This is a genomic window from Arthrobacter sp. Sr33 (assembly GCF_054511195.1).
Window position 1 is genome coordinate 92602 of sequence record NZ_JBTNDD010000003.1, and the last position, 20545, is coordinate 113146.

The following is a 20545-nucleotide window of genomic DNA, read 5'->3' on the forward strand; positions in this document are numbered from 1 at the left end:
TGGCCAACGGCGGACCCTCTTCATGCCAACCGCTCGGCACAAAGCTAGACTCGATGGGTGACTATCGACCTTCCCCCACAGGTTTCTGACCTCTTCGACCCTGCCCGCTGGCGACTCGTCTCCGGGTTCGGCGATCTCGAGGACATCACGTACCACCGACAGGTCGAACGGGGCCCCGGCGGGGAGGTCAAAGACCTGCCAACGGTGAGGATCGCCTTCAACCGGCCCGAGGTGCGCAACGCGTTCCGCCCCGGGACCGTCGATGAGCTGTACCGGACGATGGACCATGCGCGAATGACCTCCGATGTCGCCACCGTACTGCTCACCGGCAACGGGCCATCCCCGAAGGACGGCGGCCACTCGTTCTGCTCGGGCGGCGACCAGCGGATTCGCGGCCGCGACGGATACCGGTACGCCGACGGCGAGACCAGTGAAAGCGTCGATCCCGCACGGGCCGGCCGGCTCCACATTCTTGAGGTGCAGCGGCTGATGCGGACCATGCCGAAGGTGGTCATCGCCGTCGTCAATGGGTGGGCGGCCGGCGGCGGGCACAGTCTGCATGTGGTGGCTGACCTGACCATCGCCTCCCGCGAGTACGGCAAGTTCAAGCAGACCGATGCCACGGTGGGAAGTTTCGACGCCGGTTATGGCTCGGCGCTGCTGGCCCGCCAGATCGGGCAGAAGAAGGCTCGCGAGATCTTCTTCCTCGCCCGGGAGTACTCAGCCGAAGAAATGGTCGCGATGGGCGCGGTCAACGAGGCCGTGGACCACCACGAACTGGAGAACACGGCACTGCAGTACGCAGCGGACATTGCCCGGCAAAGCCCGCAGGCAATCCGCATGCTCAAATTCGCGTTCAATCTGGCCGACGACGGCCTCGCGGGCCAGCAGGTCTTCGCTGGCGAAGCGACCCGGATGGCGTATATGACCAACGAAGCGGTCGAGGGTAAGGAAGCCTTCCTGGAAAAGCGGGCACCCGACTGGTCCGCTTACCCCTACTATTTCTAGGCCAATCATGGAACTGTTACCGATCCACACCCCGCCCGAGGCTGACCCTCATGCCCTCCTCACCCCACTGGCCGCTGCGCTGGCCGGTGAAGGCCCCGCCGTCGCGCCCCATGCCGACCCGGACCAGCGCTTCGACGGTGAACTGTCGAACGACGAGATCGCCGCCGTGCTCAGCACTTCGGGTTCGACCGGCGTCCCGAAGCAGACGATGCTCAGCGTCGATGCGCTCGCCGCTTCGGCGATGGGGACCGCCCTCGCGCTGAAGGCTGAGGGCCAGTGGCTCCTCACCCTGCCCGTGCACTATGTGGCGGGCTTTCAGGTGCTGGTCCGGTCGCTCTACGCCGGCACCCGGCCCTGGGCGATGGACCTCTCCGCCCCGTTCAGCGCGGAGGCTTTCACTGCGGCCGCCGGCGAACTGACCGACAAGGTCCGGTTCACGTCGCTGGTCCCCACCCAGCTGCACCGCCTGCTCCAGGACCCACGTCCTGAAACGCTCCAGGTGCTGCGCCGGTTCAACGCCATCCTGCTGGGCGGCGCCCCAGCGTCCGAAACCCTCCGCAGCGAAGCGCGCAAACACGGACTGAACCTGGTGCTCACGTACGGCATGAGTGAAACCTGCGGCGGTTGCGTGTACGACGGCGTCCCGCTGGAAGGCGTGGACCTCCTCTCCGAGGATGGCCGGCTGTGGATCAGCGGACCGGTGCTCGCCGATGGCTACCTGGGGCAGCCCGAGCTCAGCGCCGACCGGTTCCAGTTCAATTCCGGCCGCCGCTGGTTCAAGACCGACGACGCCGGTGCCATCACCGATGGTGTGCTGAGCCTTACCGGACGGGTGGACGATGTGCTTGTCACCGGTGGATTAAAGGTCTCGGCCGGAGCCGTCGCGTCAGCGATCGAAGGGTTCCCGGGCGTTCAGGAAGCACTGGTGCTGGGCATCGAAAGCGCCGAGTGGGGCACTGAGGTGGCCGCCGTCGTCGTCGGCCACGTGAACCCGGATGAGGTGCGCCAACACGCGAAGACGGCCCTCGGGTCGCACGCGGCGCCCCGGATCATTCTGACCCTCGGGTCGCTTCCCCTCCTGCCCAACGGTAAACCCGACCGGCTGGCGGTTCGGGCTCTGCTCGAACGCGCCAGCGCGTAACCCACTACTCCCCCGACGAAAAGGATTGCATTGTGGCTACTGCCGCACAATGGCTTGAGGGCGCCCGCCCGCGAACCCTCCCCATGGCGATTGCCCCGGTGATCGTGGGTTGCGCTGCAGCGTTCGACCTTGGCGCCTTCAAACCGGTCAACGCCCTGCTGGCCGCACTGGTCGCTGTGATGCTGCAGATCGGCGTCAACTACGCCAATGACTACTCCGACGGCGTCAGAGGTACCGACGCCGATCGGGTGGGCCCCCTGCGTCTCACCGGTTCCGGCGCCGCCCGTCCCGGGCAGGTGAAGTGGGCTGCCTTTGCCTGCTTTGCCCTGGCCATGGTCGCTGGGACGAGCCTGATTGTGCTTTCGCAGACCTGGTTCCTGCTGCTGGTGGGAGTGGGCTGCGTGGCTGCTGCCTGGGGCTATACCGGCGGACGCAACCCATACGGGTACATGGGGCTGGGCGATGTGTTTGTGTTTGTGTTCTTCGGTCTGGTCGCGACGCTCGGAACCACCTACACGCAGGCGGGCCAGCTGAGCGCTGTGGCCTGGATCGGCGCCATCAGCACCGGAATCATTGCCATGGCACTCCTGATGGCCAACAACGTTCGGGACATCCCGACAGACCGTGAAGCCGGGAAAATCACGCTCGCCGTCCGGCTGGGCGATACCGCAGCACGGATCACCTACGTGATGATGCTCGCCGTGGCACTCCTGCTGCCCCTGTTCCTGGTCTACGACTACCCTTGGGTGCTCCTGGTGCTATTGCTCATCCCCGCTTGCCTGATGCCGAGCTGGCTGATGCTCAAGGGCAAAAAACGCCGAAGCTTGATCCCGGTCCTCAAGATGACCGGGCTGATCAATCTCGGGTTCAGTGTGCTTTTCGGGGCCGGAGTGGTCCTGACCGCTGTGCTGGCTTGACCGCTGTGCTGGCTTGACCGCTGTGCTGGGCTACCCGCTGGGTTGGGCTAGCTGCTGTGCTGGGCTAGCTACTCCTGCTGGCCTCGCTGCAGCGCCGGACAGCCCACAGAGCCAGCGGGCGTATCTACCCGGCAGGCGCCCGGTGGCGGCATCGCTCAAGGGCGGGGTTTGCGGTCTGCGTTGATCGTGGCGTTGGGGTCGTAGGCGTCCTCGGCGGCGGCGTCGTCGAGCTCGGAAAGGTTGCGCTGCGGTGGCGCACCGTCCCTGAACCGGCGTTGCAACGACGCCGATGCGGCGTCACGCATTTCCCGGAAGAAGAGGTAGGTCACGCACCAGGCCAGAATCGCCGCGACAACCGCGGAGAAGATGGCGCCAAGGCCGAGCCAGTAGGAAATGACGAAGAAAACCACGACGAGGCCGAGGCGTAGGGCAGTGAATTTGAAGAAGGGCACTCATCAAGTTTACTCGCCTACAATTGATAGATGCCTCGCCTGTTGTTGTTTCTTATCCTCGTTGCAGTTGCCGTCATCGTCTACGCACTGATCGACTGCATCATGACCAAGGCGCACTCGGTGCGCAGCCTTTCCAAACCCGCGTGGATCGTGACGATCGTCCTGGTTCCGCTGCTCGGGGCAGGGCTCTGGTTCCTGTTCGGTCGCTCCCGCCCCACCAGCCCCCGTGGACGGTCCCGCCCCGCGCCCAGGCATCCCACCGCGCCGGATGACGACCCTCAGTTCCTTCGGAACCTTGAGGCGAAGCGTCGGCAGGACGCCCGCGAGAAGGAGCTGCGCCGTAAGGAGCAGGAACTCCGCGCGGCGCAGGAGAAGAAGGCCCGCGAAGACAAGCAGAAGAACGACGGCGACACCGACTCCGAACCGGGCAGCCAGACCGCCTGACACCCGTCCCGGCACGCCCAGCAGCCCCGCGGTCGGCTCGCAACCGGCGAGCGACCGGCGTCGGGACCAGCGTCGGGACCAGCCTGCGACGGCCTGCGACGGCGAGCGACCGGCGTCGGGACCGGCGTCGGGACCGGATCGGTCAGGAATCAAGACATTCGAGGGCAACATGTCCCCCCACCGATGTCCAGGTTGGCCCCGCTGGCCCAGGTTGCTCACCACCCCAGGTCGCGCCCCAGGCCAGGTTGCTCACCACACCGGCCCCGCTACGACCGACGGCACACAAAAAAGTGCAGCTACGCCGTGGGCGTAGCTGCACTTTTTGTCTGGTTGCGCCCTTGCGGACCCGGTCTAGGCGTAGCTGTGCAGGCCCGAGAAGTAGATGTTCACGATCGTGAAGTTGAAGACGATGCACAGGTACCCGATGATGCAGAGCCAGGCTGCGCGGGTTCCGGTCCAGCCGCGGGTGGCCCGTGCGTGCAGATAGCCCGCGAATACCACCCAGATGACGAAGGTCCACACTTCCTTGACATCCCAGCCCCAGTACCGGCCCCAGGCCTCTTCCGCCCAGATTGCGCCGGCCATCAGGGTGAAGGTCCACATCACGAAGGCGACGGCGTTGATCCGGTAGGACAGGTTCTCCAGGCTGAGCGCCGACGGGACCAGGCGCATGAACGGGGCGCGGTCGGTACCCCCGGCGGCGAGCCTGCGGATCCGGCTGGTCTGAATAAGCTGCAACACCGACATGGCGAACGTCAGGGTGAACAGTGCAGAAGACACCACCGCGACCGATACGTGGATGACGAGCCAGTAGCTCTGCAGGGCGGGAACCACGTTGCCTGCCGGTGTGAAGAAACCGATCGTCGCCGCGCACAGCATCACCAGGGTGAGGCCGACGACGAAGGTCCCGAGGAAACGGAGGTCCTTACGGATCAGGACCAGCAGGAAGACCACCACTACGACGAGCGCTCCGGTGGTGCAGAACTCGTACATGTTGCCCCAGGGCACCCGGTTCGTCGCAAGGCCCCGTGAGATGACACCGGCGGCGTGGATCAGTGCCGCAATCACCGTCAGCACGACGGCGATTCTCGCGAGTTTCCGTCGACCCGCGTAGTCCATAGTGTCATCGGCGGTGGCGTCACCGGCAACGCCAGCTGAACCGGCACGGACGCCTGGGCGGCTGCTCCGGTCTGCGCCCACCAGCGCCATCTGGTCAGCTTCCTGCGCAGCGGCGAGGTTTTCCTCGACCGCCCGGATTCGCTTGCTGCTCTTCACCAGGTCAAGCGTGAAGACAATGAAAGCGACCGTGTAGGTCAGGGCCGCGAGCAGCATGAAACGCTCGCTGAACTCACCCAGAGCCTGGTTGATTGTTTGCATTAGCTGTCCTTACCGTTTCCTACCTGGTGTGATGCGTGTTCGGTGGCCGTACTGTCTGACGCGTAAGTGGTGGTTTCGCCATTGCCTGATGGCTTGGTGAATCCATCTTGCTCCTTGGTCGGCTCATCCACCAGCCACTGCGCGCGAAGCGCTTTTTCGATTGCGGCGCCCTCGCCGGTCAGGCGGTGGTCTTCGCCGCGGGCCAGCAGCCCGTACTCGACCATGGTGCGACCGTCCTCATGGGTGCCGGTGCGCACCCAGACCCGGCGGCGTCCGATGAACAGTGACGCGCTTAGACCCGCAAGTGCCAGGGAGGAGAAAACCAAGGCTCCCAGCTGGCCCGGATCGTGGCGGATGTCGACCGCAATGTAGCGGTCCAGGCCGTCAAAGGAGACGGACCCCCTGCCATCCGGCAGGTCATAAGTCTGGCCGGCGCCGAGGACGATTCCGCCTTCGTCACTGGTGCGGCTGTTGAGCTCCGTCAGGTCCTCGGTGTCGAGCACGTAAACGCTGCGCGGTTCGCCGTCGTCGAGGCCAAGATCGCCGTAGTAGGAGTTGAGGTTGAGCTGGGGGTTGAACGGATCCGGGTCGCGGGAGAAGGCGACGCCGTCCTCGCCGACAAAAGCGGTGGGGAGGAAGAAGCCGACAAACCCCAGCTGGTCCGGGGCGGCGTCGGGAGCCTTGATCACGATGAGGGAGGTGAAGAGCCCATCCTGCGGGATGGTGACAACCGGGCCCTGCATGGCAATGTCTCCGTTGCCGTCACGGACCGTCACTATCGGCGCGTACCCGTTACCGACCAGGTAGACACCCGTGCCGCCGATCTTCAGGGGCGAGTTGACCTTCAGGACCTGCTCGACCTCGTCGGCCTCCGGCCCATCCTTGGTGGTGACGTTGGCGGTGAAGTCGAGCGGCTGGCCGTAGTGAGTTTCCTGCCGGTCGAACTGGACGTCGAAATTGTCCAGTCGCAGCGAATACGGTTCAAGCTGGCCGGCGCTGAAATTGGCCCCGGGGGTGAACGCGTCGTAACCAACCAGGGTATTCACGAAGCTGTCACCTTCAACGATGATTTTCTGCCCGCTGTAGCCAAACAGGCCGCCGACGGCGACTGACACCAGAACACCGATAAGGGAGAAGTGGAAGACGAGGTTGCCGACCTCCTTGAGGAAGCCGCGTTCGGCTCCAACCGAGGGCTGAGCCGATTCTGCGTCCCGGAGGTCCACCCGGTAACCGCGCTTCTTCAGCAAGGCTGCGGCGTCGGCGGCGGCGGACGCCGCGGTGAGCCGGGAGCCATGGGCTTGCGCTCCGGCGGGCAGCACGAGGGTGCCGTAGATCGGCATCCGGGATAGTTTCCGGGGCGTCCGGGGCGGCTTCGACCTCATCGCGCGGCCATGAACCAGCGTGCGCGGGATGACACAGCCGATCAGGGAAATGAACAGCAGCAGATAAATGGCCGAGAACCAGACCGAGGAGTAGACGTCGAACAGCTGGAACCAGTCAAGGATCGGCCCGGTGTCGGGGTTGTCCTGGATGTACTGGGTGACTACTGCGGGGTTTGCCGGGCGCTGCGGGAACAGGGACCCCGGAACGGCGGCGACAGCAAGCAGGAGCAGCAGGAACAGGGCTGTGCGCATGCTGGTCAGTTGGGTCCAGCCCCAGCGGAGGCTGCCGCGGAAGCCGAGCGCTGGCAGCGCGACGTCGGGCTTTCCGCCTTCGGGAGTGTCGGGGGTCATTGTCTGCCCCCTTTCGTTGGGATCAGTTGTCATTAGATGGGGAGGGTCACCCCGCCAAGCCAGTTCTGCAGTTCATTGATCCACAGGGTCCAGACCCCGGTAGCCATGAGCAAGCCGACGACCACCAGCATCCCGCCGCCGAACCGTTGCAGGGACAGCCGGTGTTTCCTGAAGAAGGCCATCGCTCCCATTCCACGTCGCACGCCGAGAGCAATCAGCAGGAAGGGAAGGCCCAGACCCAGGCAATACACGAAGGTCAGTGCTGCGCCCTTCGCCGCGCTGGCGTCGTCGTTGGAGAACGCGAGCAACTGCACAGCAGAGAGAGTGGGGCCGATGCACGGGGCCCAGCCCAACCCGAACGTCAGGCCGAGCAGCGGCGCCCCCCACAGCCCGGTAGGCACCCTGGTCTGCAACTTCTTTTCGGTTTGGAACCAGGAGAATCCACCCATGAAGATGAGTCCCATCAGCACCACCACCAGTCCCATGACAGGGATAAGCCAGCTTTCGGAACCAACCATCCAGGCTCCCAGCTGGCCAAACAGGGCACCGTACGCCATGAAGACCACCGAGAATCCGAACACAAACAGGGCGATCCCGGTCAGCATCCGGCCGCGCTTCTGCTGCTCAAGGTCGACACCGGTCAGTCCCGTGACATAGCCCAGGTAGCCGGGCACCAGCGGGAGGACACAGGGCGATGCGAAGGACACCAGACCGGCAAGGAGTGCAACCGGCAGGGCAAGCAGCATTGAGCCGTTCAGCACCGTATCGGCGAAGGCGTTGCTGGGGGCAAGCGGAAGGGAGCCGCCGACGACGGCACTCAGGTGGAGGGGAAGATTCACTGTCAGTTACTCGGCCAGTGCTGTTTCGATGAGAGCCCCGAGCGTGGTCTTGTCGGCGAGCCCGAGAATCCGCGCTGACACCCGACCTTCCTTGTCGATGACCAGCGTGGTGGGCACTGCCTGAGGGGGAACATAGCTGGTCATCGCCAGCAGCACCCCGCCGTCCTGATCATCGAGACTCGGGTAGGGAATCTCGAAGCTCCGTTCAAAAGCCTCGGCGGTCTTCTCCGTATCCCGGATGTTGACCCCGTAGAACCGGGCCCCCGCCGACTGGTACTCGTCGTGCAGCGCCACCAGGTCCGGTGCTTCCTCGCGGCAGGGCGCACAGGCCGCGTACCAGAAGTTCACCACCGTCACATCCCCCACCCAGTCCGCCGAGTCGACGACGGTGCCATCGTATTTCGTGCCGGTAAGCGTGACAGGTTCACCCCGGTCGCCCACGGCGTACTCGGTGACCGAGCCGTCGCCGGCAATGTAGTTCTTGTTGTCACCCACGGCCGCCTGCTGAGCCAACGGATCGTCAGCGGCACACGCCGAAAGGGCAATCGCGGCGGACAGCCCAATAGCCAGTGCTGTCCCGAGCCTTTTCGGGCGCCGGGCGGATCGGTCAGAGTTTTTCACAGCTTCTTCCACAGTTCTACAACGTGTAGTAATACTACTACGCTCCCGGCAGGTTTGCCGCACCGGGCAGGAGGTCCGCGCTTGGCTCTTCATAGCGCACCCCAATCAGGCGCCCGCCGTCGAAGTCCAGGGACGTGATCGAGCTCAAGGTGCACTCGCGATCTCGGGGATCGTGCCATAGCCGCCGGTTCTCCGCGGCAAGGCGGGACACCCAGATGGGCAGTTGGTGGCCCACCAGGATTACTTCGGCTGGACCCGCCGACCCATTTGCTTCAGCGAGCGCGACGGCGGCCCGCCGGGCATCACCCACTGCGGCCATCATGCGCTCTACCTGCTGGCTGTACGGCTCACCCCAGGATGGCCGGAATGGGTTGGCCAGCAACGGCCAGTGCCGGGGGTTCCGCAACTGCTGGGCCACCTGGGACATGCCCTCAAATCGGCTGTAGGCCTCAATAACCCTGTCGTCCGTCACAATTTCAAGGCCGAGCCGTTCGGCAATCGGAGCGGCAGTTTCCTGCGCCCGGGTCAGTGGGGACACTACCAACCGGACAACGCTCGCCCCGCCGGCAACCCGGGCCGCAAAGTGACCTGCAACCCGCTGAGCCATCTTTTGGCCCAGCTCCGAGAGGTGAAAATTCGGGAGTCGCCCGTAAAGTACACGCTCTGGATTATGGACCTCGCCATGACGGACGAGGTGGACAGTAGCTAGGGACATAGGTCCAGTTTCTCAGAGTTCGGTCGGTCAGCTAAATCCGCCGAAGCCGATCCGGCGCAGATTCATTTGAACATTTAACTAACTTCGGGAATAATCGATGCAAATGCATGTTTATTATAGGTGACGGCCTTCCGGCTGCCACCTACCCATAACCCAGACCGCACCATCATCAGGAGATCCACCATGGCAATTCCTACAGGACTGAACAACGGCACCTGGACCCTCGACGGCTCACACAGCGAGGTCGGCTTCACCGTGCGCCACGCTGGCATCAGCAAGGTACGCGGCAACTTCGACACCGTCGACGCAGCACTTCATGTCGGGTCCTCACTCAGTGACTCCAAGGTCACCGCGACCATCAAGACTGCTTCCTTCAACTCCAACGACGCCAACCGCGACGGCCACGTCCGCGGCGAGGACTTTTTCGACGTCGAGCGTTTTCCCGAAATGATTTTCGAGTCGACCTCCATCGAAGGTTCCGGTGAGACCTACCAGCTCTCAGGCAACCTGACGATCCGCGACGTAACCCTCCCGGTGGTCTTCGAAACCGAATTCAACGGGGTGGCAGTTGACCCCTTCGGCGCAACCCGCGCCGGGTTCTCCGGTCAGACCGTCATTTCCCGCAAGGACTTTGGCCTGACCTGGAATGCCGCCCTCGAAGCCGGCGGCGTTCTGGTCGGCGACAAAGTCACCATCAACCTTGATGCAGCGTTCGTAGCTCCAGCCAAGTAGACCTCCCCAGCCAGCGGCTGCCGCACTCCGTTCTGGAGTTCGGCAGCCGCTGTTGTTTAATCCCCCGGCTGCACAAAGCTCCGCGCTAGGGTTGGCTATGTGGCCCCACAGGGTCTGTATCAACCAGTCTCAAGTGAAGAGGAAACGGCAATGAGCACACCTCCCAATGACCCCCATCCCGGCCAGGACCTGCCACCACGCGATAACGCGGGAGCACAGCAGCCATCCGTCGGACAGAACCCCACCGACGGACAGCCAGCCCCTTACGGCTACCAGAATGCGCAACCCTCCGGCTACAGCTACCCGGGGAATATGAACCAGGTGTCGGTCACCGAGAAGGGCCCTGCGCCGAAAGAGGTGGAGCGGGCCTTCTGGCTGATCATCGCCGCCGGCGTGCTCAATTTCCTCGCCAGCATCCTGAGCGTGATGACTACCCCCGTGTCAGGGGCGGGCGCCGGGGTCGCCACCGCGCTCGTGCTGGTGTTTGCAACGGTGCTCACGGGCGTCTACATTCTCCTCGCGATCTTCATCCGCAAGGGACATAACTGGGCCAGGATCACAGCCACCGTGTTGGCTGCCCTCTCCGTCCTGTCCTACCTGTTCGGACTGCTGTCCGCTTCGATGCTCGAAGGTAACGAGATGCTGCAGGGGCAGGAACTCATGACTCCGGGTCCGCTGGAAACTGTTCTCACCATCATCGTCACGCTGCTCGGCGTTGCTGGCGTCGTCATGACCTTCCTGAAGCCGGCCCGCCCGTACTTCCAGAAGCAGATCGTTCCGGGCCAGTTCTAGGCCCTCACGCCAGGCGCTCAAAGCGCCTGCACAACCTACTGCGCCGAACGGGTGCGGGCGTCGGCAGCAAGGTCCGGTTCCTGCGCCCGTTGTGCGTGGTAGGCAAGAATCTGCAGTTCGGTGGCCATGTCCACCTTCCGGAGCTGGACACTTTCAGGCACCTGCAGCACTACCGGCGCAAAGCTCAGGATGCTGGTGATTCCTGCATCAACCAACCGGTCGCACAGTGACTGTGCCACTGCTGCGGGAACCGCGAGTACCGCCATGTTGGCCCGGGTCCGTTCCAGGACCTGTTCCAGGTCGGTGATTGGGCTCACCCGTAGCCAGCCCACCTCCGCTCCAACAACCAACTGGTCGGCGTCGAACAGCGAAACAATCTCGAATCCCCTGGATTCGAAACCGGAGTAACCAGCCAGCGCGCGCCCCAGGTTGCCCGCGCCGATGATGGCGACCCGCCAGTCGAGTGTCAGGCCGAGCGCCGCCGAGATCTGCCGGTTCAGGTATTGCACGTCGTAGCCGACACCCCGGGTGCCATAGGACCCCAGATAGGACAGGTCTTTGCGCAGGATGGGCGAATTGACGCCGGCCGCTTCAGCCAGCCGGTCAGAGGACACCCGCTCGGTGCCTTCCGCCAGCAACGAGGTGAGTGCCCGCAGATAGACGGTCAGGCGCGTCAGCGACGCTGACGGGATCTGCCGTGCGGCAGTGCCAGCCCCTGACAGGTGTAGCTCTGGTAGTTCAGGCGTCGTCACTCTCTATCACTCCGTCTGCTGTCCGCCAGCCGCCGTACGGCAGGTCTGCACGACGCCGGACCGGCCGACACCGTGAGTATCTTCACCTTAGGGTGCGGCGCCCGCGACACAAAGCTGGCTTCCCGGCCGATCACTGGGTCAGCAGCCTCCGCAGGCGCGCCTCATCGATCTTCCAGAAATCTCGCTGTACCCCGTCGATAAGCAGGACAGGGATTTCCTCGGCGAACCGCTCCAACAGGTCGGGTGCATCAACTGTCGACAATTCGTGCCAGGGCACTCCCAGCTCTTCGCAGACCGCAGCAACCACCGCCCGCGCAGCAGCGCACAGGTGGCAATCGGGCTTCGTCAACAGCTCGACGACGGGGCTCACCGCACCGTCTGTCGGCATTTCCGGCCGGGGAGGAGAAACCATGTCATCCAAGCTACCGCCTCATCCGGTGCGGCTCGGTATCGGGCCGCACGCCGCGACGCAATTGATTTAGACTCACACTATGTCCGCTGCCAGTACCGGGCCCCTGCGTACCGTTCCAGGGGTAGCCGCCACCCTTCCCGGCCCGGGAGGGGACGCCGCCTTTTTCGACGTCGACAACACGATGATGCGGGGCGCGAGTCTGTTCCATGTGGCCCGGAAAATGTATCAGCGGAAAGCGTTCACCCTGAGGTTCGCCAGCGGCTTGGCCTGGAAACAGCTCCGGTTCGTGATGCGCGGCGAAAATATGACCGACATCAACTCTGTACGCGACGCGGCTCTGGCCTTCGCGATCGGGATCGCGCACGAGGACGTCAAAGCGCTCGGCGAGGAAGTCTACGACGAGATGATCGCGTCCAAGATTTGGCCCGGCGCTCGCGCTTTGGCCGAGCAACACCTGAAATCGGGTCGCCGGGTATGGCTGGTCACCGGCACTCCCGTGGAAGTGGCGAGCGTGATCGCCAACCGTCTCGGACTCACCGGCGCACTCGGCACTGTTGGCGAGGTCGCTGACGGTCTGTATACCGGGAAGCTGGTGGGCGAGTTCCTGCATGGTCCTGCAAAAGCCGTTGCAGTGCGTGCTCTCGCCGAGAAAGAGGGACTGAACCTGCAACGGTGCTGGGGTTACAGCGACTCCTACAACGACATTCCCCTCCTGACTATCGTGGGGCATCCGGTGGCGATCAACCCGGACCGCAAACTCCGGCATCATGCACGGGACAATAACTGGCCGATCTACGATTTCCGCAGCGGCCGCCGGGCCGCGACCCTTGGACTCAAAGCAGCCACCGGGGCGGGCGCCGTGTACGGGCTCTGGCGTGGCTTCACCCGGATGCGCGGAAACTGACCAGCCCCCGTTAACGCCGTTGGGCCCGCCACAGAGGTGGCAGGCCCAACGATGAAACTGTTTTTACTTTTTGTTGCGACGCTGGTGACGAGTCTTGCGAAGCAGCTTGCGGTGCTTCTTCTTGGCCATACGCTTGCGGCGCTTCTTAATTACTGAACCCATAAAGTCCTCACAAACTGATCTTCGGTTTCCGATACACGGCCCGGGTGGGCACGACGATCGGATGCTGACAATAACGCAACTACCTACGCGGATCGGCCTTCTCGCCCTAAGGCGCACAGCCGATAGCGCGTAAAACGCTCCTTAACAGGGTACCGCTAATTAGCCGCGGCCCCGACCGGCCCCGTTGGGCTATCCGGTTTCGGGCTGACCCTCCACCGCCGCACCCCGAACGAACTGTTCAACAGCCGATTCTGGGACCCGGTAGGAACGGCCAAAGCGCACAGCCGGCATCTCGCCTGCGTGAACCAGGCGGTACACAGTCATCTTGGAAACTCTCATCATGTCGGCCACTTCGGCGACGGTCAGAAATTTGACGTCTGAGAAATTGCTCGCGTCTACCATCCCACATTGCTCCTTACACTGAGGTCTGCACCCCCAACGTGTGCAATCTGAGACTAACCACTTGGCAGTCACACGGCGTGCCGTCTTGCAATTCGAAGGTTTACCGCTGCCTCATACTGTAGTGGCTGCTGTGGCTAAAGTGAAAGTGCTGCCGGGCTATCATCCTGGCGCACCACCAACCGGTTAGTCGCGGCGTCGACGCAGCTTCGGCAACTGCGCGAAGAGGTCGGCTGCCCGCTGGCCCGCACGACCGACTGTCCGGCCGAAGGCCTGCTGCCCGGCAGGGTCGATGGCTGGATCGGCCGCTGGATCAACGGCTGCTGCGAGGACTCCCGAGTGGCGAGGCGGAACGACCGCCAGTTCAGGGGCTATCGATGGCTGGGCCGGAAGGTCAAACGATCCGAGCCATAACTCTATTTCGCGCAGCGGAGCCGGGTTCAGGGAGTAGAAGCGGCGCTGCCCCTGCGCACGCATTGAGACCAGGCCCGCTTCACGCAGGACTTTCAGGTGCTTTGATACCGTGGGCTGGCTGACCTCGAGCTCGACCACCAGCTCACCGACCGCTTTGTCTCCGGCGCGTAACGACCCGAGAATCTCGCGGCGGGTACCTTCAGCCACGACTGCGAACACATCCTCGATTACCATTCCATTACCCTAACGACATATACGCAATCGGTGCTAGTCGAACCATGGATCAAGTCCGTGGAGCGGGAAAACCGCCTTACGGGTGGCCATCACGGTGCGGTCAAGGTCATCGTTCGGGTCGTAGCCAACTTCCCAGGACCGCCACCAGGTGTCGGCGCCGTCACCCATTAACAGCGGCGCCTCGGCACCGTAGTGCTCAAGCACATAGGAACGCCACGATTCCGGGACCGCGGTCTTGGGCCCTATCGGCACCCCGGCAGCAACGGCAATCAGAGTGGACCATGCCCGGGGGACGACACTGGTGACGTTGTATCCGCCTCCCCCCGTGGCAATCCACCGTCCCTCACAAATGCGGGACGCGAGGTCACGGATGCTGACTGCCATCTCGCGCTGCGCATCGATACTGATCCTGAGATTGGTCAGCGGGTCGTCCACATGGCTGTCACAACCGTGCTGGCTCAGAATGACCTCCGGCTGGAAAGCTTCGGCGAGTGGCGGGACCACCGAGTGGAAGGCCCGAAGCAGGCCACCATCCCCGGCAAGAGTCGGAAGCGCTACGTTCACCGCATAGCCCTCCGCCCCTACGCCGCCCGTTTCATTGGCGAACCCGGTCCCGGGGAATAGGCTCATCCCCGTTTCGTGAAGGGAGATAGTCATGACACGTGCGTCATCGTAGAAAATGTTCTGCGTGCCGTCCCCATGGTGGGCGTCAACGTCGATATACAGGACCCGCTGCGTGCCAGCGTCGAGCAGGCGTTGGATCGCCGCGGCGGCGTCGTTGTAGATGCAGAATCCACTGGCCATCGACCGGCTCGCGTGGTGCATGCCGCCGCCGAAATTCACCGCATGCACTGTCCGCCCGGACAACACAGCGTCGGCGGCAGCCAGCGACCCACCGACCAAACGCGCGCTCGCATCGTGCATTCCCGGGAACGCCGGGTTGTCTGCCGTTCCCAGACCCAGTGCCTGATCGGCCTGATCCGGATTGGTATCAGCAGTCCGCACAGCGGTGATGTAGTGGGAACTGTGAACGGTTCCCAACTCCCCGTCGGTCGCCACGAATGGTTCAGCGACCGTCACCCCATCCCGGTCGAACAAACCCAGGTCCGACGCGAGGCGCGCCGTAAGGGCCAGCCGCTGTGGGTTCATCGGATGCGTGGGACCGAAGTTGTACGCCAGCATGGATTCGTCCCAGACAACACTGGTGGGGAACGACGCGGATTCGCTACTCATCACTCACAGGCTACGTGATTTAGTGGGCGCTTGGACACGCTGGCCCGATGAAAGTGGTTTACTACTCGGAGGGCATTTGGAGCGATCCATCCGAAGTCGAGACCGCGGAACCGGGGCAAAGCGAGCGCAATGGCAAGATCACAGCCATCCTGGCTGCAGGAAGAGCAGAGCGTATACCTGAGGGTGCTGGCTCGCATCCGGGATTTCATCGATGGAGTGGCCAACAGCTCCCCCGCTCGCGTCGCCCTGATCATCTTTTTTAGCGTCATCCTCATCTTCACCGTGCTCCTCAGCTTGCCGGTCGCTTCCAGCGACGGCGTCGCCGCTCCGCTGCACGATGCCTTGTTCACCGCGGTTTCGGCGGTTTGCGTGGTCGGTCTGACAGTGGTTTCAACCGCCGCCTATTGGTCCTTCTTCGGGCAACTGGTGATCCTGATCGCCATCTTCGTCGGCGGCCTGGGCACCCTCACTCTCGCATCGCTGCTCGCGCTGATGGTGAGCAAGCGGCTCGGTGTGCGTGGGAAGCTGCTAGCCCAGTCCGCGCTGAACAACGCCTCCCGCCTCGGCGAGGTGGGAACATTGCTGCGCATCGTGATCACCACATCGGTGGTCGTGGAGATTGTGCTCGCCCTGATGCTGATCCCCCGATTCATGGTGCTTGGAGAACCGTTCTGGCTCGCCGTATGGCATGGGGTGTTCTATTCGATTTCCGCTTTCAACAACGCAGGGTTCACGCCGCACTCGGATGGCCTGGTCCCCTACGAGACCGATCTTTTCATTCTGATACCCATCATGATCGGCGTGTTTCTGGGCAGCCTCGGCTTCCCCGTCATCCTGGTCCTCATCCAGTACCGTCTCAGGGTCCGTAAATGGAGCCTGCACACCAAGCTGACCGTCAACGTCTCGCTGATCCTGCTGGTAGCCGGGGCAATTGCCTGGGGCGCAATGGAATGGTCCAACAGCCGGACCATCGGCGGATTCAGCAACAGCGACAAGGTGATCCATGCCCTGTTCGCCTCGGTGATGACCAGATCGGGCGGGTTCAACCTGGTGGACCAGGCCGAAATGGGGTCGGCCACCATGTTGCTGACCGATGCACTCATGTTTGCCGGTGGCGGGTCCGCTTCCACCGCTGGCGGCATCAAGGTCACGACGATCGCCGTCATGTTCCTCGCCATCGTGGCCGAGGCACGCGGCAACTCGGATGTGAAGGCCTACGGGCGTAAGATTCCCGAAGGCGTCATGCGGGTGGCCATCTCAGTGATCTTTATGGGCGCGACCCTGGTCCTCGTTGCCACGGGGGTTCTGCTGTGGATGACCGAGGAGGACCTTAACCGGGTGCTGTTCGAAGTGATTTCAGCGTTCGCCACCTGCGGGCTCAGCACCAACCTCAGTGCTGAATTGCCGCCGGAAGGAAAATACGTCCTGTCCGCACTGATGTTTGCCGGCCGCATGGGAACCATCACCCTGGCATCTGCACTGGCCCTCCGGCAGCGCAGCACCTTGTACCACTACCCTGAAGAGAGGCCGATCATTGGCTGAGAGACCAGCACATAACGCACCGGTACTGGTGATCGGCTTGGGCCGCTTCGGTTCAGCGACGGCCGACCAGCTGGTCAAGCAAGGCCGTGAGGTTCTGGCGATCGAACGCGACACCCAGCTTGTCCAGAAGTGGTCGGGGGTGCTCACCCACGTCGTTGAGGCGGACGCCACCAATATCGATGCCCTCCGCCAGCTCGGCGCGCAGGAGTTCAGCGCCGCCGTCGTCGGCGTTGGCACCTCGATCGAATCAAGCGTGCTGATCACCGCCAACCTCGTGGACCTCGGTATCGACCATCTGTGGGTCAAGGCGATCACCCCGGCGCACGGCAAGATCCTCAAACGCATTGGCGCTAACCACGTCATCTACCCCGAGGCCGACGCCGGTGTGCGTGCAGCTCACCTGGTCGGCGGGCGGATGCTCGACTTCATCGAGTTCGACGACGGTTTCGCGATCGTCAAGATGTACCCGCCGAAGGAAACCCAGGGTTTCACGTTGGGCGAATCGGCGGTGCGGTCCAAGTACGGCGTCACCGTTGTCGGCGTGAAGTCGCCAGGAGAGGACTTCACCTACGCCCGGCCAGACACCAAGGTGAGCAGCCGGGACATGTTGATCGTTTCGGGCCACGTTGACCTGCTGGAACGGTTCGCTGCCCGCCCTTAGGCCCGGGGCGTGGGCCTGCTAGGAGTCCAACTCCTCGGTGATGGCCTGGGCACGGTTGCTGGCGGCCCGGGCTCCGGCGGCAATGATGACCGGCAGATCCAACCGGTCGAATGTCGCGATGGCCTGCTCGGTGGTGCCGTTGGGGCTGGTGACGGCTCGCCGCAGGGCGGTGGGGTCCGCATCCTGCTCCGCGAGCATGTACCCGGCGCCGGCCACCGTTTCTGTGGCCAGGATTTTCGCCAGCCCTGGGTCAAGCCCCAGTTCCACACCCGCGGCGGCCATAGCCTCCGCCAGATAAAACACATAGGCCGGGCCCGAGCCGCTGACGGCTGACAACGCATCCACCTGGTCCTCAGGGATATCGACGACGGTACCCGCGGAGCCGAGAATGTCCCGCGCCTGCGTCATGAGTGAGGCGTCCGCGTGGGTACCGGCCGAGATGGAGAGCACTCCCCTGCCCAGCCGGGATGGGGTGTTGGGCATCGAACGGATCACCGGCTGACCCTCGGGAAGCGCAGCTTCGAGCATCGCCAGGGAAATGGCTGCCGCAACGCTGATGACCGTCGTCGTCGGCCGCAGCGCTGGACCGATTTCCCGGGCCAGGGCGATCGTTCCGACCGGCTTGACCCCCATGATGACGACGTCGGCCCCCGCGGCTGCAGTGCGGTTGGCGTCAGGGTCCTCAGCGGTCGCCAACACGGTAATGCCGTGCACGCGGCGCAGTTCGGCCGCACGTTCGGCACTCCTGACGGTCGCCGTCACCCGCTCCGGTGACACGCCACCGGCGAGCAGACCGCCGAGGATCGCCTCGTTCATAGAGCCACAGCCGAGGAAGGAAATCGTTGGTTCAGTCACGTTGGTCATGTTTCCATCCTGCCACGGACAAATTCCCAGCGTTATCCCAGCTAACGGCGCCACTTTTTCGGCGAAATATCAGTACACTCGTTATTACCTCATAAAGGTGCGAGAGATGACGACCGGACTTCCTTGGTCTGGTCTTCAGGTGCCGGTGAGCGACACAGGTTAGCCCCCCACTTTCCTGGACAGCTCACCGGCACCGTCCTTTAAGCTCTCCCGCACCCTGGGCCGGATCCGCCGTCCACACACCCGGCTACCAGCATCCTCCCGGCTAACTCACAACTAGCGGGCCTAATGTTGGTAACACCTCCTAGAGGTGCGAGTGATGAACCGTCAGGTTTCCTTGGCCTGACCCAGGTGCCGTCGAGCGAAAGCAAGTGTTTCCCCCAACCACTTGTCCCGCTCGTCGGCACCTTTCGCTTTTCTCGTGCTTACTTCGACCGCCACAACCCCGGTGAAACCTGAATTGACCAGAAACTCCAGCGATTCCGCGCAGCGTTGAGTCCCCTGGCCGGGCAACAAATGTTCGTCTCTACCGTTGGTGGTGCCGTCGGTCAGATGGACGTGCGACAGCCGGTCGCCGAGTGTCCGCATTTCCTCCAACGAGTCCATCCCGGCTATTGCGGCGTGCGAGAAGTCCCAGGTGATCGCCTCATAGGATTGCGGCACCGGATTCCAGTGCGGCAGATACGCCTTCGCTTCACGCCCACGGACCCGCCACGGGTACATGTTTTCCACGGCAACGGTGACCCCGTACTCAGCAGTGATGCGCTGCACCCCCTCGGCGAAGTTCTCCGCGTAGCCACTCTGCCAGCGGAAGGGCGGGTGCACCACGACGGTCCCAGCACCCACCTCGGCCGCCATCGCCGCTGACATTTCCACCTTCGTCCATGCCTTGCCCCACACCTGCTGGGTCAGCAGCAGGGTTGGTGCGTGAATGGCGACGATCGGCTGGTCATACTGCCGGCTGAGTGCGCTGAGCTTGTCGGGGTTCTGGCTCACATGGTTGTTGGTGACCATCACCTCAACCCCGTCGTAGCCGAGGCTGCGGGACACCGCGAAAGCCTCATGGACGGCCAGTGGGTAGACTGACGCGCTGGACAGCGCCACGCGCACCCCCTGGGTCCCCTCCGGCGCGGTCCCCTCGTTCACAGCGCCGCTCATCCTGCCCATGGCTCGTCCCGCAGGGCGGAACTCAGTTGGACGTGCCCGACGCCGACGGCGGGCATCGGTTCCTGCGCCTCGAACATCAAGGTGTCGAACCGGCGCAGCAGCAGACCCTCACGCAGGGCCCACGGGCAGATCTTGACGCTGTTGACCTTGAACACCTCCAGGGCTGCCTCGGCCACCAGGGCACCCGCGAGGACCTGCGGCGCCCGGGTCTCCGAGACGCCGTCGAGGTTCACCCGGTCCTTTACCGACATGGCCGCCAATCGCTTGGTCCATAGGGACAGGTCTTCCAGCCGGAGTTCGCGCTGGACGAACGGTCCGGCCGCTGAGGGGGCGGCTCCGGCCAGACGGGCAAGTGATCTGAACGTCTTCGATGTGCCTGCCACCAGTTGCGGTTCTCCGAGGGACTTGAATTCGGCCGCGGCGTCCTTCATGGTTGCGCGGATGTAGCGGCGGAGGTTCTTCACGCTCTTGGCTGTCGGGGGGTCATCGTTGAGCCAGTCGCGGGTGAGCCGGCCAGCTCCCAGGGGCACGGAAATCGCCACCTCGGGCAGTTCGTCCTCGCCCATCGCCATCTCGAATGAGCCGCCGCCGATGTCCAGGTTGAGGATGGACCCGGGGCTCCAGCCATACCAGCGGCGAACCGCCTGAAAGGTCATTGCCGCTTCCTGATCGCCGGAGAGTTCCTGGAGTACCACAGCGGTTTCCGCTTTGACCCGCTGCAGCAGGGCCTCACCGTTTGCCGACTCGCGGATTGCTGAGGTGCAGAACGCGAGGAAGTCCTCAGCACCATGCCGGCTCGCGAACTTTCGTGCATCCTTGACGAAATTGATCAACTCACGCTGACCGCGATCGCTAATGGCGCCTTCGCTGTCGAGGTGAGCGACAAGCTGGAGCGGCCGCTTGTGGGACGCAAAAGGCACCGGGCGTGCCCCGGCGTGGGCATCCACCAGGAGCAGATGCACAGTATTTGATCCGATATCCAAGACGCCTAGACGCATGATTCCATTATTCTCGTCGATACTTTCGTTGA

General features: G+C 63.6%; 24 protein-coding genes. 9 read left to right on the forward strand and 15 right to left on the reverse strand.

Features of this window, described 5'->3' with window-relative positions; genetic code table 11:
• The first annotated feature begins 57 nt into the window (after positions 1-57).
• Genes ACX80T_RS05565 through ACX80T_RS05575 form a run of 3 tightly spaced genes read left to right on the forward strand, consistent with a single transcriptional unit; the run spans position 58 to position 3066 of the window.
• The gene (locus ACX80T_RS05565) at positions 58-1008 is read left to right on the forward strand and encodes a 1,4-dihydroxy-2-naphthoyl-CoA synthase (protein WP_019483196.1); all 951 of its coding nucleotides are present in this window, start codon (positions 58-60) and stop codon (positions 1006-1008) included.
• A 7-nt stretch (positions 1009-1015) separates the two neighbouring features.
• Positions 1016-2149 (forward strand): AMP-binding protein, encoded by a 1134-nt coding sequence (locus ACX80T_RS05570; protein ID WP_019483195.1) that lies wholly within the window; start codon positions 1016-1018, stop codon positions 2147-2149.
• A gap of 32 nt (positions 2150-2181) precedes the next feature.
• On the forward strand, positions 2182-3066 hold the full coding sequence (locus tag ACX80T_RS05575; protein ID WP_026041138.1) for a 1,4-dihydroxy-2-naphthoate polyprenyltransferase: 885 nt from the start codon (positions 2182-2184) through the stop codon (positions 3064-3066).
• Between the two features lie 155 nt (positions 3067-3221).
• On the opposite strand, the gene ACX80T_RS05580 is transcribed toward ACX80T_RS05575, so the two are convergent.
• A complete protein-coding gene (locus ACX80T_RS05580; protein ID WP_019483193.1) occupies positions 3222-3518 on the reverse strand; it encodes a DUF4229 domain-containing protein in 297 nt (98 codons plus the stop codon).
• Between the two features lie 30 nt (positions 3519-3548).
• On the opposite strand from ACX80T_RS05580, the gene ACX80T_RS05585 reads away from it, so the two are divergent.
• Complete coding sequence (locus ACX80T_RS05585) at positions 3549-3962, forward strand: PLD nuclease N-terminal domain-containing protein (RefSeq protein ID WP_019483192.1); 414 nt, start codon at positions 3549-3551, stop codon at positions 3960-3962.
• A gap of 351 nt (positions 3963-4313) precedes the next feature.
• Here ACX80T_RS05585 and ccsB read toward each other — a convergent pair whose 3' ends face one another.
• The 5 genes from ccsB to ACX80T_RS05610 all read right to left on the reverse strand — a co-directional run bounded on the left by ccsB (position 4314) and on the right by ACX80T_RS05610 (position 9247).
• Positions 4314-5339: a c-type cytochrome biogenesis protein CcsB gene (gene ccsB / locus ACX80T_RS05590; RefSeq protein WP_019483191.1), complete on the reverse strand. Its 1026-nt coding sequence runs from the start codon at positions 5337-5339 to the stop codon at positions 4314-4316.
• Positions 5339-7072, reverse strand: coding sequence for a cytochrome c biogenesis protein ResB (resB, locus tag ACX80T_RS05595; RefSeq protein ID WP_019483190.1), 1734 nt, complete (start codon positions 7070-7072; stop codon positions 5339-5341). The genes ccsB and resB overlap by 1 nt, the downstream gene beginning before the upstream one ends.
• Before the next feature lie 32 nt (positions 7073-7104).
• Complete coding sequence (locus ACX80T_RS05600; protein ID WP_050994964.1) at positions 7105-7818, reverse strand: cytochrome c biogenesis CcdA family protein; 714 nt, start codon at positions 7816-7818, stop codon at positions 7105-7107.
• A gap of 99 nt (positions 7819-7917) precedes the next feature.
• On the reverse strand, positions 7918-8532 hold the full coding sequence (locus ACX80T_RS05605) for a TlpA family protein disulfide reductase (RefSeq protein WP_019483188.1): 615 nt from the start codon (positions 8530-8532) through the stop codon (positions 7918-7920).
• A 37-nt stretch (positions 8533-8569) separates the two neighbouring features.
• Entirely contained in the window at positions 8570-9247 is a 678-nt protein-coding gene (locus ACX80T_RS05610) for a histidine phosphatase family protein (protein WP_024476749.1), read from the reverse strand.
• A 183-nt stretch (positions 9248-9430) separates the two neighbouring features.
• Between ACX80T_RS05610 and ACX80T_RS05615 the strand changes: the two genes are divergently transcribed.
• Together ACX80T_RS05615 and ACX80T_RS05620 are read left to right on the forward strand one after the other, a co-directional pair.
• Entirely contained in the window at positions 9431-9979 is a 549-nt protein-coding gene (locus ACX80T_RS05615; protein WP_019483186.1) for a YceI family protein, read from the forward strand.
• Between the two features lie 150 nt (positions 9980-10129).
• Complete coding sequence (locus tag ACX80T_RS05620) at positions 10130-10771, forward strand: hypothetical protein (protein WP_019483185.1); 642 nt, start codon at positions 10130-10132, stop codon at positions 10769-10771.
• Between the two features lie 35 nt (positions 10772-10806).
• Here the strand turns inward: ACX80T_RS05620 and ACX80T_RS05625 are convergent, their stop codons facing one another.
• Positions 10807-11523: a redox-sensing transcriptional repressor Rex gene (locus ACX80T_RS05625; RefSeq protein ID WP_019483184.1), complete on the reverse strand. Its 717-nt coding sequence runs from the start codon at positions 11521-11523 to the stop codon at positions 10807-10809.
• Between the two features lie 130 nt (positions 11524-11653).
• Positions 11654-11935 carry a glutaredoxin family protein gene (locus tag ACX80T_RS05630; protein WP_237715298.1) on the reverse strand — a complete coding sequence of 94 codons (282 nt, stop codon included), beginning with the start codon at positions 11933-11935 and terminating at the stop codon, positions 11654-11656.
• 79 nt (positions 11936-12014) lie between these two features.
• Here ACX80T_RS05630 and ACX80T_RS05635 point away from each other — a divergent pair, with 79 nt between their 5' ends.
• Entirely contained in the window at positions 12015-12839 is an 825-nt protein-coding gene (locus tag ACX80T_RS05635; protein ID WP_019483182.1) for an HAD family hydrolase, read from the forward strand.
• A 63-nt stretch (positions 12840-12902) separates the two neighbouring features.
• Here the strand turns inward: ACX80T_RS05635 and ACX80T_RS05640 are convergent, their stop codons facing one another.
• The 4 genes from ACX80T_RS05640 to ACX80T_RS05655 all read right to left on the reverse strand — a co-directional run bounded on the left by ACX80T_RS05640 (position 12903) and on the right by ACX80T_RS05655 (position 15281).
• The gene (locus ACX80T_RS05640) at positions 12903-13001 is read right to left on the reverse strand and encodes a 30S ribosomal protein bS22 (RefSeq protein ID WP_003792170.1); all 99 of its coding nucleotides are present in this window, start codon (positions 12999-13001) and stop codon (positions 12903-12905) included.
• Between the two features lie 189 nt (positions 13002-13190).
• A complete protein-coding gene (locus tag ACX80T_RS05645) occupies positions 13191-13403 on the reverse strand; it encodes a helix-turn-helix domain-containing protein (protein WP_019483181.1) in 213 nt (70 codons plus the stop codon).
• A 183-nt stretch (positions 13404-13586) separates the two neighbouring features.
• Positions 13587-14048, reverse strand: a complete 462-nt coding sequence (locus ACX80T_RS05650) for an ArsR/SmtB family transcription factor (protein WP_019483180.1) — start codon at positions 14046-14048, stop codon at positions 13587-13589.
• A gap of 33 nt (positions 14049-14081) precedes the next feature.
• Positions 14082-15281 (reverse strand): acetoin utilization protein AcuC, encoded by a 1200-nt coding sequence (locus ACX80T_RS05655; RefSeq protein WP_019483179.1) that lies wholly within the window; start codon positions 15279-15281, stop codon positions 14082-14084.
• A gap of 129 nt (positions 15282-15410) precedes the next feature.
• On the opposite strand from ACX80T_RS05655, the gene ACX80T_RS05660 reads away from it, so the two are divergent.
• Positions 15411-16823, forward strand: a complete 1413-nt coding sequence (locus tag ACX80T_RS05660; RefSeq protein ID WP_026041135.1) for a TrkH family potassium uptake protein — start codon at positions 15411-15413, stop codon at positions 16821-16823.
• Positions 16816-17484 (forward strand): potassium channel family protein, encoded by a 669-nt coding sequence (locus ACX80T_RS05665; protein ID WP_019483177.1) that lies wholly within the window; start codon positions 16816-16818, stop codon positions 17482-17484. The genes ACX80T_RS05660 and ACX80T_RS05665 overlap by 8 nt, the downstream gene beginning before the upstream one ends.
• Positions 17485-17502: 18 nt before the next feature.
• On the opposite strand, the gene proC is transcribed toward ACX80T_RS05665, so the two are convergent.
• From proC to ACX80T_RS05680, 3 genes are all read right to left on the reverse strand, one after another.
• Positions 17503-18348, reverse strand: coding sequence for a pyrroline-5-carboxylate reductase (gene proC / locus ACX80T_RS05670; protein ID WP_019483176.1), 846 nt, complete (start codon positions 18346-18348; stop codon positions 17503-17505).
• A 327-nt stretch (positions 18349-18675) separates the two neighbouring features.
• Complete coding sequence (locus ACX80T_RS05675) at positions 18676-19515, reverse strand: sugar phosphate isomerase/epimerase family protein (RefSeq protein ID WP_459303937.1); 840 nt, start codon at positions 19513-19515, stop codon at positions 18676-18678.
• Positions 19503-20513: a Ppx/GppA phosphatase family protein gene (locus ACX80T_RS05680; protein ID WP_116778727.1), complete on the reverse strand. Its 1011-nt coding sequence runs from the start codon at positions 20511-20513 to the stop codon at positions 19503-19505. The genes ACX80T_RS05675 and ACX80T_RS05680 overlap by 13 nt, the downstream gene beginning before the upstream one ends.
• Positions 20514-20545 lie beyond the last annotated feature (32 nt).